Source organism: Caproiciproducens galactitolivorans, from assembly GCF_004768785.1.
In the GTDB taxonomy this organism is placed as follows: Bacteria; Bacillota; Clostridia; order Oscillospirales; family Acutalibacteraceae; genus Caproiciproducens; species Caproiciproducens galactitolivorans.
In genome coordinates, this window is sequence record NZ_SRMQ01000001.1 from 373,135 (window position 1) to 386,802 (window position 13,668).

Sequence of the window (13,668 nt, forward strand, 5' to 3'; positions counted from 1 at the left end):
TATTCTATGTAAACAATAATATTAGGGAATATAGCAACATTTAATAGTATACTCGAATAATGTCGATTTTTCAATACTTATAGTCCCTTTTATTAAAGTATCTATAGAAATTCTCTTTAAAGGTTATTTCCTGTGACCGAGGTATGGTGTTTTCAAATGGAAAAATCGAAGTATGATATTATGTATAAAACAGCAAACCAAATCCGTAGTTATCGGACATCCGCGGGGTTAAGCCAAAAAACATTGGCGGCTATGGCGGGCTTGGATCCTGCTTTTTTAGGCCATGTTGAACGCTGCCTGAAGTGCCCTACCATCGACACTCTGAATAAGATTTCCAACGCGTTGAATATTACCCTTTCACAACTTCTCGATTTTGACCATCCACCGAAAGAGACCAAAAACGTAGACCTCTTAAAGAAGATTACAGTCCTTTTTAATCAGCTTACACCGGAAGAAGCCAATCACCTTACCAATATCATTTTTAAAATTGTAGAGTTTAAAAAGCATTAAAAACAGGCTAAGGATGATTACAAAGGGCTTCCTTTATAAACACCGCTAGCCTGTTTGGTTATTTTGATGCAAATTCGGTTACAATTTCCTTTTCGCTGTCCGGGGGAGAATATACGAACCGGTCGATCCGGTTCCCGCTGTAAAAGTATCTTGGCGCCGCCGGTCGGTAGGAATAGTCGAATGTATCGATAATCACAAGTTTTACTTTCATTCTTGAAGAAATAATGCTTTTGATGTAAACGCTGGCCTGCTGGCCCGGTACAACGTCTTCCTTTGTTTCCGCCAGCCCTGCCAAATTAGGGGACAGCTCTACGAAGATTCCGTAAGGTTCCACAGAACGGACGATTCCGGCAACTGTTTCGCCGGCTTTAAACATAGCTACGTTTTCTGCCCAAGTACCAAGCAGTTCCTTGTGGCTCAGCGTAATCCGCCCGTTTTCAATCGATTTGATAATGACCTTAACATCCATCCCGACGGTAAAACGTTCACGGGGATGGTCGATTCTTGAAACGGAAATCGCGTCAATCGGCAACAGGGCAATAATTCCACAGCCAATGTCCGCAAAGGCTCCGAAGCTTTCAAGATGGGTAATCCTCGCGTTTATGATATCACCCGGCGTGAGTTTCTTTACATATTCCTCCATGCATTTTTCCTGCGCGGCCCGCCGCGAAAGCAGCGCGGTTAAATGCCCTTCGGAATCCTTTTGGAAACTCGTTATCATAAAGCAAACCGGTCTGTTCACCCGGGAAATGATAGCTATGTCGCGCACCGTCCCCTCACGAATGCCTAAAGCCCCCTCGTCATGCGGGATAATTCCTTTCATGCAGCCTAAATCCACCAGTAAGTTGTGCGAGCTGTCACAAATCAGCGCACGTCCTTCCAAAATTTGTCCATCCCGGCAGGCATCGTTCAGCGCGGAGATGTTTTGCAGCGCCGCGCGGTTTTCCGGCGTATCGTTAATCCAACCTTCAGGATAGTAATCAAACATTTTCCTACCTCCTTTATGTGTCTGATTATCTATATGCTTAAAACGGGTAGGTAATACTATCCGCAATTAATTATTAACTTGTTAATTTCATATATCGTAGCTTGAATATTGTCCCACATTATTATAAAATATAGGTTATCTATGAAGAGAGGAAGAGTTAAAATTATGCAAAAAAGCAGACGGATCATTGGCATGATTGCCCTTCTTGCAGTTACATTGAATTTAGCCGCGTGTTCCGGCGGAAGCGCCGAAAGTCAGGTGCCCTCTACGGCAACGTCAGCCGAAAGCAGCACGGTTTCCCAGGCTTCCGATGACGCAAGAATACGTCCGGATGATGGAAAGAAGCTGGGGTATCAGTTGGAAAAACCCGCAAACGGGGAAGAAATTGCGGTTTTAACGACCAATATGGGCGTTATAAAATTACGTCTGTTCCCGCAGGCGGCTCCGAAGGCGGTAGAAAATTTTAAGGGACTCGTTCAAAAAGGATATTATAACGGAATAACCTTTCACCGCGTGATTAATGACTTTATGATTCAGAGCGGTGACCCAAAAGGGGACGGAACCGGCGGGGAAAGCATTTGGAATAAGCCGTTTGCAGACGAATTTAATGCGAATTTGGTCAATATCCGCGGTTCGGTTGCCATGGCAAATTCCGGGAAGGATACGAACGGCAGCCAGTTCTTTATTAATCAGAAGGGGACAAAGGCGGCGATCGACTGGAGCTATTACCAAAAGGCGTTTGATGTGTACAAGGAGTCCCCGGAGGCATTTATCCAGCAATACAACACCTATTGGCTCGACATGAGCAAGGTGACGGACGCATATAAAAATATCTATAATCAGTACGGTGGTAATCCAACTTTGGACGGCGCGTACAATATTGTGGAGAAAGGACATACCGTCTTTGCGCAGGTGTTCGAGGGAATGGACGTTGTGGATAAAATAGCGTCCTTGCCCGTCGTAGCAAATGATCTGGGAGAGAAGAGCAAGCCTGCATCAAAGGTTTACATTGAAAAAGCGGAAATTGTTCCGTATAATTCCAAGTAGAACCGATAGGAAATGGAGGTTTTTTATGAATCAGAATGGTTCGGAAACAAACAGAAACCAGCACGATCAGCAGCCCTTTGACTATCAGGAGCATTATTGGCGGCAGAACCAGCAATACCGGAATCCGCCGCCCCCTTATACCCAGTATCCTCAGGATCCATGGCAGCAGTCGCCCATTCCGCCGAAGCCGCCGGTTCGTCCCAGCTATAACCCTTACGGCATGTCGGCGGACAATACGAAAGTCTTTTGCATTATGTCTTATATCAGCATCCTTTGGCTGGTGGGCCTTTTAGCGGATAGGTACAATCCCAAGGTTCGCTTCCATGCGAATCAGGGGATCATTCTCACAATCTTTTATGCCATTTTAAGATTTGTACTGATTCTGCTGACCGGTTTCGTAAATTCCATCTTTGTCATTCCCTTTTCCGGGGTTGTGTTGCTGCCTCAGATTGGCGCCGCGTTAAACGGGCTGCTGACTCTGCTTGTGTGGGGCATTTACCTTTCCTTTGTGATTATCGGCATTATGCATGCGGTACACGATCGGGAAGAACCGCTGCCGATTATTGGTACATTGTTTCAAATCTTAAGATAACATATAAAATTACCGCCAATTGCATTGACAAGCCCTTGCAATTGGCGATATAATTAATTTGTTTGTTGTTTTTTTAGTGGCAGATATTGTATAGCTATGGAGGGGAACTATGTCAGCAAAATATATCTTTGTAACAGGCGGGGTTGTTTCCGGTTTAGGAAAAGGGATTACAGCGGCATCCTTAGGGCGTTTATTGAAAGCGCGCGGCCTGAGGATTACAATGCAGAAATTTGATCCGTACCTGAATGTGGATCCGGGTACGATGAATCCGTTTCAGCATGGAGAGGTATTCGTCACGAACGACGGGGCCGAGACGGATCTCGACCTTGGTCATTACGAACGCTTTATTGATGAAAGCCTGACGCAGAACAGCAATATTACTTCCGGCAGAATTTACTGGAATGTTCTGCAAAAGGAGCGCAACGGGGATTATGACGGCGGTACCGTTCAGGTTATCCCTCATATTACAAATGAAATCAAGTCCCGCATTTATGAAGGCAAAGATAATGTTGACGTAGCGATTATTGAAGTGGGCGGTACGGTTGGCGATATTGAAAGCCAGCCGTTTTTGGAAGCGATCCGCCAGTTTGCAACGGAGGTCGGCAGGAATAACTGTCTGTTTATCCATGTTACGCTGGTGCCTTACCTTACCTGTTCCCATGAACATAAATCCAAGCCGACGCAGCATAGTGTGAAGGAACTCCTTTCCATAGGCATTCAGCCGGATATAATCGTCCTGCGCTCCGAAAAGTCGGTTGGAGACGACATTAAAAAGAAAATTGCATTATTCTGTAATGTAAATGAAAATTGTGTGATTGAGAATCTTGACCTTCCGCTTTTGTATCAGGTGCCGCTGGCGCTGAAGGAAGAGCGTCTGGATGATATCGTATGCAAACGCTTTGGGCTGGACACGCCCGGCGCGGATTTAAGCGACTGGATAGCCATGGTGAATACGGCAATGTCCGTTATGCAGAGCGTGACCATCGGCCTTGTCGGGAAATATGTTGACCTGCACGATGCCTATTTGAGCGTTGCCGAAGCGCTGACACACGGCGGAATCGGCAACAATGTGAAAGTGAATATTAAATGGATTGATTCCGAAACGATCGAGCCGGAGAATGTCGCGGATATTCTTTCCGACGTAAACGGTGTAATTGTTCCCGGCGGCTTTGGTCAAAGAGGAATCGAAGGGATGATTACGGCGATTCATTATGCAAGGGAGCACAAGATTCCGTGCCTTGGAATTTGTTTGGGCATGCAGCTTATGATTGTAGAGTATGCCCGGAATGTGCTTGGCCTTGCGGACGCCAACTCCGCGGAATTTGACCCGCAGAGCAAAAACCATGTCATTGACTTGATGCCGGAACAGAAGGACGTCGTTCAGATCGGCGGAACCATGCGCTTGGGGCAGTATCCCTGTAAGCTTTTACAGGGTACAAAAGCGGCGGCGCTCTACGGCGACACACCGCTGATTTCCGAGCGCCACCGTCATCGTTTTGAAGTGAACAATGTTTACCGTGAGCGTTTGGAAAAGGCCGGAATGGTTTTTTGCGGAAAATCCCCGGACGAGCATATTGTGGAAATGATGGAGCTTCCGGATCATCCGTGGTTTATGGGCTCTCAATTCCATCCGGAATTCAAATCCCGCCCCAACCGCCCGCATCCGCTTTTCAAAGGGCTTGTAGGCGCAGCAGTTGCATACCGCGACCTCTCCCATCATTAAGAACATGATTAAAGGGTCTCCGGCTTTGCCGGAGACCCTTTTTGAGAGCATAAAGCGCCGCTTTGTGTTGTCCTTTTGTTTATGCTTTTCTTCGGGTCAAAAGGCAGCGCAAAATTATACTGAGAAAACAAAAGGGAACCTTCCGCAAACCAAAGATCCCTTTTTTATGGCTTAAGGGGGTTAGCGGACGCCACCGCCTCCGCCTGCGCCGAAGCCGCCGCCTCCTCCGCCAAAACCGCTGCCTCCGAAACCGCCGCCTCCAAAGCCGCCAAAGCTGTCGCTTCCGGATGCCGGGGGATGGGCTAGCCTCGTGGCCGAAGTGCTGATATTGCTGATTGTGGTACCCAGGTAAGTGCCGAAGTCGCTTCCGGCGGACTGGAATCCGTGCGCGCCGGACGAATGGCCCAACATATAGTAAAGATAGCTTGTGCCGAAGTTGGTGTTCAGATAAGCGTCGTCATTTAACTGAGGATAGACCATTTTCAGTTGTTTGCAAACTTTTTTCGATATGCCCATCATGGTCGCGTATACCAGATATTCCTCCCACAAAGCAAGCTCTGGAACGCCATACTCCGTCATACGCGAAAACTCAAGCATGTATTTTTTCAGGCCCTGCCATACGGCGTAATCGTATTCGCCCTTCTGGCTGAGGCGGGGTCGCCGGTTGGAAGCAATCAGCAGCAAAATGCCAGAAATCAGCATACCGATTGACAGATAGAGCAGCCATCCCTGTGTAAAAAACAATATAAGGATTGCCGCCACAATGCTGAAAATTCCTCCGAGTGTAGCAGCTGTTAAATAACTGGGCTTGCGCTCATAATACCCCCGGTCGGCAATTTCCTTTTTGGTCTGCTGCAGGAAATTCTGAATACTGGAGTCGATATACTGATAATGTTTCTTTGCGTATGCCTTGAATTGGCGCATAGTGAAACTGCCGCCGGTTTCCGACGCGACGGAGGATATCATCTCATAGAATTCCTGTTCGCTTAATGTAAGAGGGACGTTTTTTTCATTTCCGGTAATTTCAACCAAAAAATCTTTCTTTTCAACGGATTCAAAACGCACGTAACCTTTCCACGCAAGGCTCATCAGTGTAGCGCTGAAAATCCGTCCCTGCACCTGCTCTGTTACGCCGCCGCTGTAAAAGTAAAACAAGTTTGCGATCCCACCCGGCGAGTTGCTTTCCGGTATCTCCCGTGTGTATTCGGGGGCGTTTGTCTCGTAAGGTTTTGATTTCTTATTTAACAATAGGAAAAGCAGGATGCCGCCGATTGCAAGTATCACTCCGGATACGGCGTCCACGATGCCGACGATATATGCCAGTTTTTGTTTTTGCGCCCACTGGGCTGCCCAAGTTTCTTCTTCTTTTTTAATATTTTCAAGGGCTTTTGAAGCAAGCTTATTATCAGAATCGGGGAATAGGGAAACAGGCATGCAGATGCGCGTTTCGACCATTGTTTTCGGCGGGACTTCCTTTGCTGTAAAGGTGATCCGGCTGGAAGAAACCGTGAGATTGCTTTGCGCCGTGCAGTGCAGCCAGGCCATTACCGAACCCGCTTTTGCACCGGACGGAATTGCAACGGAACCGTGCAGTTCAGTAATCGGCAGCGTAAAGTTCTCTCCGACAAACGCATTGTAGAATACAGAAGTATCCTGATAAACGCTGACAATGTTTTTGATGGTGTAGGAAATTTTAAAATTGCGGATCCCACTTTTGATTTGCGGCATGAACCAGCCGATTTCCGTTTTATTTCCGGAATTATAAATATAGCATACATTCTCTAATCCGGTTACGGCTTCGGGATGAATATCGTCGCGAAATGCATACTTCGTTTTATTGTCCAAGTCATATACGGCGAAATTGGTTATGCTGTTTGGGCGGATATTTTTCTCAAATGTTTTATAAATGTTCGAATATGTTTTTTGGCGCTTTTCTAAATTGACACACCAGGTTTCTGTTACCCGCAGATCCCCGTTTGTTAAGAGCTCCGAAGCAATATCCAGCTTTTCTAGTGTCTGTTTCGAATTGCGCTTGTAACTATCCGAACAGCCGGCAAGGGTGAAAAAGATAAACACTACGGCAAGAAAAGCCGCGGCGCTCCTCTTCCTTGCATTTCTGCACAAATTGCCCATGGTTTCCTCCAAAAGGGATGTATTAAAATTTAACCTGCGGTACCGCTTTGTCTGCTTCCGCAATTTCAAAGTATTTTTTCTGACCGAAATGGAACATAGAAGCGATGAGATTTGACGGGAAATGCAGGACATACTCGTTATACTTCATGGCTGTATCGTTATAGAATTGGCGAGCCATGGCAATTTTGCCTTCAATATCCTTTAATTGCGACTGAAGATCAAGAAAGTTTTGGTTTGCCTTTAAATCCGGGTACTGTTCCGCGGTTGCAAACAAATTGACGATCGCACGGGAAAGCTTCGCGTTGTTTTCCATTGCTTCCTCGGGTGTTTTTGCGTTTATTGCCGCGCCGCGCCACTTTGTCACTTCCTCAAGCGTTGTTTTTTCATGGGTCGCGTACCCTTTTACGGTTTCCACTAAATTTGGAATCAGGTCGAACCGTTTTTTAAGCTGTACATCCACCTGGGCCCATCCGTTGTCCACCCGGACGGACAGGGAAACCAGCCGGTTATACATACCGACTGCCCAGAAGAGCAGAATCAGGACGATGGCTATTAGAGCGATAATTATTGGATTCATTAGAATACCTCCTTAATAATCACAAACATAGTACCATAATTTTATTAAAAAGAAAAGATGAAAATGAGAACAAATTCGCCTGAACAAAAAAGGGAAGGACATAAGCCCTTCCCATAAGTATTGTTAAGTATTCTATTATTTGTTGTTCGGGTTGGAAATCCGGTAGCAAAGCGTCATTAAGCTGTCGTTCAGATGTACATTTTCAACCACCGTATCCTCATAACGCATGGAAATGTCATAATGGCTGAAATTCCAAAAGTTTCGAACTCCTAGGCTGTAAAGGCGCTCCAGAATCGAATGTACGCCCTCGCGCGGGATACACAGGATTGCCATGACCGGTTTTTCTTTTTCACAGAAATCCTCCAGTTCCGTCGTATCCATAACGATTTTCCCGTTTATCCGAGTGCCTGTTTTGCTGGGGGAACTGTCGAAAATGCCAATCAGCTCAAACCCCTCTTCCTCAAACTGCATATGGGTCGCAATCGCTCTTCCAAGGTTGCCGGCACCGATCAGAATCGTTTTATAGCGGTTGGAAAGCCCGAGAATATTTCCGATCTCATCACAGAGCTGATCCACAATATAGCCGTAGCCCTGCTGGCCGAAACCGCCGAAGCAGTTCAGATCCTGCCGGATCTGGGAGGCGGTAAGCCCCAGCTTTACGGACAATTCGGTAGAGGAAATGCGGGTTACCCCTTTTTCCTTCAAATGCGTTAAAAAACGATAATACCGCGGCAATCTTCTGATTACCGACATTGAAATATTTTCACGTTTTGGCATACGTTAACCTCCGTAGTGTGCTGTATCAAATTATAAAAGCTTTAATAGGCTTTTATTGACTTCCTGTAAAAACGTTTCGGTATCGACCGTCGTTTTCTTAGGCAGCGTTGAAAGACCGGCAAGATCGCCAGTCATGATACCATTTTCAATTGTCTGAATGGAGGCTGTTTCAAGCTTTTCCGCAAAGCTGACAAGCTCGGGAAGATGATCGAGCTCGCCGCGCTTTTTCAGCGCGCCTGTCCAGGCAAAAAGCGTTGCCATTGAGTTGGTGGATGTTTTTTCACCCTTTAAATGCTTATAATAGTGGCGCTGTACAGTCCCGTGCGCCGCTTCATATTCGTATACTCCTTCGGGAGATACAAGAACGCTCGTCATCATGGCAAGGCTTCCAAACGCGGTTGCGACCATATCGCTCATTACATCGCCGTCATAGTTCTTGCAGGCCCAGATATAGCCGCCTTCCGAACGGATAACGCGTGCGACCGCATCGTCAATTAAGGTGTAGAAATAAGTGATGCCGGCTTCTTCGAATTTTTGTTTGAATTCCGCTTCATACAGGTCGTTGAAAATATCCTTAAAGCGGTGGTCGTATTTTTTCGAAATCGTATCCTTGGTGGAGAACCACAGATCCTGTTTTGTGCTCAGTGCATACTGAAAACAGGCCTTTGCAAAGCTTTCAATGCTTTGGTCAATATTATGCTGTCCCTGAAGGATACCGGGCGTTTTAAAATCGTGAACCAGCGCGCGATCTTCGGAGCCGTCCTCTTTTGTCACGACCAGCTCCGCCTTTGCACCGGCAGGAACCGTCATTTCCACATTGCGGTAAACATCGCCGTAAGCGTGGCGCGCGATGGTGATCGGTTTTTTCCAGTTGCTTACCAGAGGATCGATTCCTTTTACCACGATAGGGGCGCGGAACACGGTGCCGTCCAAGATGGCGCGAATCGTACCGTTCGGTGATTTCCACATTTCCTTCAGATTGTATTCTTTTACCCGGTCGGCGTTCGGCGTGATGGTTGCGCATTTTACGGCAACACCGTATTTCTTTGTGGCCATTGCAGAATCATAAGTTACTTTATCGTTTGTTGCATCGCGGTTTTTCAAGCCGAGGTCGTAATATTCCGTTTTCAGGTCAACATAGGGGAGTATTAAAATATCTTTTATCATCTTCCAGATAATTCTTGTCATTTCGTCGCCGTCCATCTCGACCAGCGGCGTTGACATCTTAATTTTATTCATTATGAAAACCCTCCGTTATTTTCGATTTCGGCTTTATTTGCCGCTGTTTTCCCGGGTATAATTCAGCAGGCCGCCGGCAAGAACCATTTTTCGCTGGCGTTCGCTTAACACAGCTTCTGCTTCAAAAGTGGTTCCCTTTGTACGGTTTTTCACTAAAACCGTTGTCCCGCTTTCAATTTCCTTGCGGATATCCGGAAGCTCCAACTCGTCCATCTGGTCGACGGCGTCATAATCTTTTTCGTTTTTGAACATTAGGGGGATAATACCCGCGTTGGCCAGATTCGCGCAATGGATCCGCGCGAAACTTTTCGCAATGACCGCTTTGATGCCGAGGTACAGCGGAACCAGCGCCGCATGCTCACGGGAAGAACCCTGCCCGTAATTCGCGCCGCCGATGATAATGCCCTTTCCGTTGTGCCTGCACCGTTCGGGGAATTCCTTATCGCATACGGCGAAACAGAAATTGGAAAGGTAAGGAATATTGGAACGGTACGGAAGAATTTTTGAACCGGCGGGCATGATATGATCGGTCGAAATGTTATCGCCGACCTTTAAGAGGGCTTTTGCCGCAATGCTTTGCGGAAGCGCTGTTGTTACGGGGAATTCCTTGATATTTGGCCCGCGAAGGATTTCAACATCCTTGGCTTCGCTTTCGCTGGCAGGCGGAACAATCAGATTATCATTTATATAGAAATGTTCGGGCATTTCTACGGGCTTTTCTTTTCCAAGTGTACGCGGATCGGTCAGCACGCCAGTAATAGCGGAAGCCGCGGCGGTTTCCGGGCTGACCAGGTAAATCTGCGCGTTGGCCGTACCAGAGCGGCCTTCGAAATTTCGGTTAAATGTACGAAGGGAAATACCGGCTGAGTTCGGGGACTGCCCCATTCCAATGCATGGTCCGCACGCGCATTCCAGAATACGCGCACCGGCGGAAATTAGGTCGGCAAGCGCGCCGTTTTGCGCAAGCATGGTGTAAACCTGCTTGGAACCGGGCGCAATTGCAAGGCTGACATTGGGATTGATTGTTTTCCCTTTCAAAATAGAAGCAACGAGCATTAAATCGCGGTAGGAAGAGTTTGTGCAGGAGCCGATGCACACCTGATCAATCTTCATTTCACCGAGTTCCTCGACCTTTTTCACTTTGTCAGGGCTGTGCGGGCACGCCGCCATCGGCACGAGCTCGGACAAATTGATTGTAATGGTTTCGTCGTAGACCGCGTCGTCGTCCGGCTTCAGTTCAATCCAATCTTTTTCCCGGCCCTGCGCCTTTAAAAATTCTCTTGTGATTTCATCCGACGGAAAAATAGAGGTCGTCGCGCCGAGCTCCGCGCCCATATTCGTAATGGTTGCGCGCTCCGGAACACTCAAGGTGGCGATGCCTTCCCCGCCGTATTCTACCACTTTTCCCACGCCGCCTTTTACGGTCAGTATCCGCAGAACCTCCAGAATAATATCCTTTGCGGAAACCCATGGGGAAAGTTTTCCGGTCAAATTAATCCGCAGCATTTTCGGCATAGTAATGTAATATGCGCCGCCGCCCATGGCAACCGCGACGTCAAGGCCGCCCGCGCCCATGGCAAGCATTCCGATGCCGCCTCCGGTCGGGGTATGGCTGTCGGAGCCGATTAATGTTTTTCCCGGAATGCCGAACCGTTCCAAATGGACTTGGTGACAGATGCCGTTGCCCGGCCTAGAAAAATAAATTCCGTGCTTTTTCGCAACGGATTGAATAAAGCGGTGGTCGTCGGCGTTTTCAAAGCCGGTCTGGAGGGTATTGTGATCGATATAGGCCACGGAACGTTCCGTTTTTACACGAGGAACGCCCATCGCTTCGAATTCCAGATAAGCCATCGTTCCGGTGGCATCCTGCGTCAGAGTCTGATCTATTTTTAAACCGATTTCACTGCCTGGTGTCATTTCTCCGCTCAAAAGATGAGACTGAATGATTTTTTGTGCTAGTGTCAGGCCCATTATCTTAATTTCCTCCCAATCGTTATGTTAAATATATAACTATTATCTAATAAAAAATTGGAATTGTCAATGTATCCGTTCATATTGGGTCATATTACTTATTATTTCTTGCGCCTTTCTTTTCTTGCTGAATACCGCAACAAATGTTATAATAAAAACTGATATTCTGAAAGAAATATTTTCGTGTATGAGAATCGCCTTCTTACGGTACAATAATGCAGTAGGGAGGTGCGGAATTTGAATCCGAAAGATCGTTCAGAAAATGAAAAGGATATCAAAGAAGCGGAAAAAAATGAAAAACAAACCAACCAGATCGTCGATACCGGTTCCGTCATTACCGGAAACGGAAAGTACCGCATTCACTGCCTGACCATTATTGGGCAGATCGAGGGGCATTTTATTCTTCCTTCTCAAAATAAAACAACAAAATACGAGCATGTCATTCCTTTGCTTGTCGCAATAGAGGAAGATCCCGCCATCGACGGTCTTCTTATCATATTAAATACGGTGGGCGGCGACGTGGAGGCAGGCCTTGCTTTGGCGGAGCTGGTGGCCGGGATGCGCAAGCCGACTGTTTCGCTGGTGCTTGGGGGAGGGCATTCCATCGGGGTGCCGCTTGCCGTTGCGGCAAAGCGCTCTTTTATTGCGCCGAGCGCGACAATGACCATTCATCCGGTGCGCATGAACGGAATGCTTCTGGGCGTGCCGCAGACGCTGGAGTACTTTCAGCGCATGCAGGAACGCATTACCCGGTTTGTTACAAGGAATTCCAAAATTACGGCGGAGCGGTTCCATGAGCTTTCCATGAATACCCAGGAACTGGTAATGGATGTCGGCACCATTCTGGACGGCAACGATGCGGTTGCCGAGGGATTGATCGATTCGCTTGGAAGTCTTTCGGATGCGATTGACTATCTTTACGGTATGATTGATCGATATAAAGCGGATAAAATACAGGGAAGCAAACCGCAGCGGAAAAAAGCGGAAGTGAAAACCAGAAGAGTACGCGAAAAGCGAAGCGAATCGCCGGCTGCAGATAATATGGAATATCTTTCCTGACCATGGATGAAGAATGAAAATGAGAAATTCAATATTCATTCTTCATCTTAAATTTACATAGGGGGATTATTGTTCATGACGGTACTGCAAGCAATCATACAGGGAATTATACAAGGTGCAACGGAATTTTTGCCGGTTTCCAGCAGCGGGCATTTATCACTTGCACAGCATTTTATGGGCGTACAGGTACCTGGCCTCTTTTTTGATGTTATGTTACATATTGGTACGCTGTTAGCGGTTCTGGTGGTTTATTACCGGCTGGTCGGCCGGCTTATCTGCGAATTTTTTCTTACAGTCCGCGACCTTTTTACGGGTCGGTTCAAATGGAGTAAAATGAATCCGGACCGACGGATGCTAATTATGCTGATCATTGGCCTTATGCCTCTCTTCCTTTTGTTTTTACCTGTTCCCGGAACAAGCATGAAGCTAAAGGACTTTGCGGATCGATGGGCGTCCGATAGTGACATCGTTATCGAAGGCGCTGCGTTGGTGATTACGAGCATTTTGCTGACATTTGGCATTATGACAGGCGACCGTTCGGACGCTCGTCATGCGAGGAACGGGCGCACCGGCGGCAGAAAACAGTTCAATGCACCGGATGCGCTTACCGTTGGACTGGTCCAGTGCGTTGCCGCCGTATTTCCCGGACTTTCCCGCTCCGGTTCCACGCTTTCTGCCGGACTGATACGCGGCGTGAATCGTCAGACGGCTCTCGACTATTCTTTTGTAATCGGGATCCCCTCCATTCTGGCTGCGGCGGTTCTAGAACTGAAGGACGCGGTGCATGAGCCAATGGGAATTTCCATGGCGGCGATCCTTGCGGGCGTGATTACGTCCGCGGTTGTGGGCTTTCTGGCAATTAAGCTTCTTCGCTGGATGGTTACTACCAATAAATTACATATCTTTGTTATGTACACGTTTGTTTTAGGCGTTACCGTTTTGGTACTTGGCATTATGGAGCATCACACCGGTGTGAACGCAATTACCGGTGCGGCTCTGCAATTTTAAGGGTATACGGAAAACATACGGAATACTAAAATTATAAGGTGAGA

Annotated in this window: 12 protein-coding genes; 6 read left to right on the plus strand and 6 right to left on the minus strand. The window is 47.2% G+C overall.

Annotation, left to right across the window (positions count from 1 at the left end; genetic code table 11):
- Nucleotides 1-156: 156 nt before the first annotated feature.
- Nucleotides 157-510, plus strand: coding sequence for a helix-turn-helix domain-containing protein (locus CAGA_RS01785; protein WP_135657082.1), 354 nt, complete (start codon nucleotides 157-159; stop codon nucleotides 508-510).
- A gap of 58 nt (nucleotides 511-568) precedes the next feature.
- Here the strand turns inward: CAGA_RS01785 and CAGA_RS01790 are convergent, their stop codons facing one another.
- Nucleotides 569-1,498 (minus strand): S1 RNA-binding domain-containing protein, encoded by a 930-nt coding sequence (locus CAGA_RS01790; RefSeq protein ID WP_135657084.1) that lies wholly within the window; start codon nucleotides 1,496-1,498, stop codon nucleotides 569-571.
- 165 nt (nucleotides 1,499-1,663) lie between these two features.
- Between CAGA_RS01790 and CAGA_RS01795 the strand changes: the two genes are divergently transcribed.
- The 3 genes from CAGA_RS01795 to CAGA_RS01805 all read left to right on the plus strand — a co-directional run bounded on the left by CAGA_RS01795 (nucleotide 1,664) and on the right by CAGA_RS01805 (nucleotide 4,860).
- Nucleotides 1,664-2,545 carry a peptidylprolyl isomerase gene (locus tag CAGA_RS01795; protein ID WP_135657086.1) on the plus strand — a complete coding sequence of 294 codons (882 nt, stop codon included), beginning with the start codon at nucleotides 1,664-1,666 and terminating at the stop codon, nucleotides 2,543-2,545.
- A gap of 25 nt (nucleotides 2,546-2,570) precedes the next feature.
- Entirely contained in the window at nucleotides 2,571-3,137 is a 567-nt protein-coding gene (locus CAGA_RS01800) for a hypothetical protein (protein WP_135657088.1), read from the plus strand.
- Nucleotides 3,138-3,246: 109 nt separating this feature from the next.
- Entirely contained in the window at nucleotides 3,247-4,860 is a 1,614-nt protein-coding gene (locus CAGA_RS01805) for a CTP synthase (RefSeq protein WP_135657090.1), read from the plus strand.
- Nucleotides 4,861-5,040: 180 nt separating this feature from the next.
- Here the strand turns inward: CAGA_RS01805 and CAGA_RS12740 are convergent, their stop codons facing one another.
- The 5 genes from CAGA_RS12740 to CAGA_RS01830 form a co-directional block, all read right to left on the minus strand.
- Nucleotides 5,041-6,993, minus strand: a complete 1,953-nt coding sequence (locus CAGA_RS12740) for a DUF2207 domain-containing protein (RefSeq protein ID WP_207669527.1) — start codon at nucleotides 6,991-6,993, stop codon at nucleotides 5,041-5,043.
- A gap of 22 nt (nucleotides 6,994-7,015) precedes the next feature.
- Complete coding sequence (locus tag CAGA_RS01815; RefSeq protein WP_135657096.1) at nucleotides 7,016-7,570, minus strand: LemA family protein; 555 nt, start codon at nucleotides 7,568-7,570, stop codon at nucleotides 7,016-7,018.
- Nucleotides 7,571-7,705: 135 nt separating this feature from the next.
- A complete protein-coding gene (locus CAGA_RS01820; RefSeq protein WP_135657098.1) occupies nucleotides 7,706-8,347 on the minus strand; it encodes a redox-sensing transcriptional repressor Rex in 642 nt (213 codons plus the stop codon).
- Nucleotides 8,348-8,377: 30 nt separating this feature from the next.
- Nucleotides 8,378-9,586: an NADP-dependent isocitrate dehydrogenase gene (locus CAGA_RS01825; RefSeq protein WP_135657100.1), complete on the minus strand. Its 1,209-nt coding sequence runs from the start codon at nucleotides 9,584-9,586 to the stop codon at nucleotides 8,378-8,380.
- 33 nt (nucleotides 9,587-9,619) lie between these two features.
- Nucleotides 9,620-11,557: an aconitate hydratase gene (locus tag CAGA_RS01830; RefSeq protein WP_135657102.1), complete on the minus strand. Its 1,938-nt coding sequence runs from the start codon at nucleotides 11,555-11,557 to the stop codon at nucleotides 9,620-9,622.
- 237 nt (nucleotides 11,558-11,794) lie between these two features.
- Here CAGA_RS01830 and CAGA_RS01835 point away from each other — a divergent pair, with 237 nt between their 5' ends.
- Together CAGA_RS01835 and CAGA_RS01840 are read left to right on the plus strand one after the other, a co-directional pair.
- A complete protein-coding gene (locus CAGA_RS01835; RefSeq protein WP_277668353.1) occupies nucleotides 11,795-12,616 on the plus strand; it encodes a ClpP family protease in 822 nt (273 codons plus the stop codon).
- Nucleotides 12,617-12,691: 75 nt separating this feature from the next.
- Nucleotides 12,692-13,624 (plus strand): undecaprenyl-diphosphate phosphatase, encoded by a 933-nt coding sequence (locus CAGA_RS01840; RefSeq protein ID WP_135657107.1) that lies wholly within the window; start codon nucleotides 12,692-12,694, stop codon nucleotides 13,622-13,624.
- Nucleotides 13,625-13,668 lie beyond the last annotated feature (44 nt).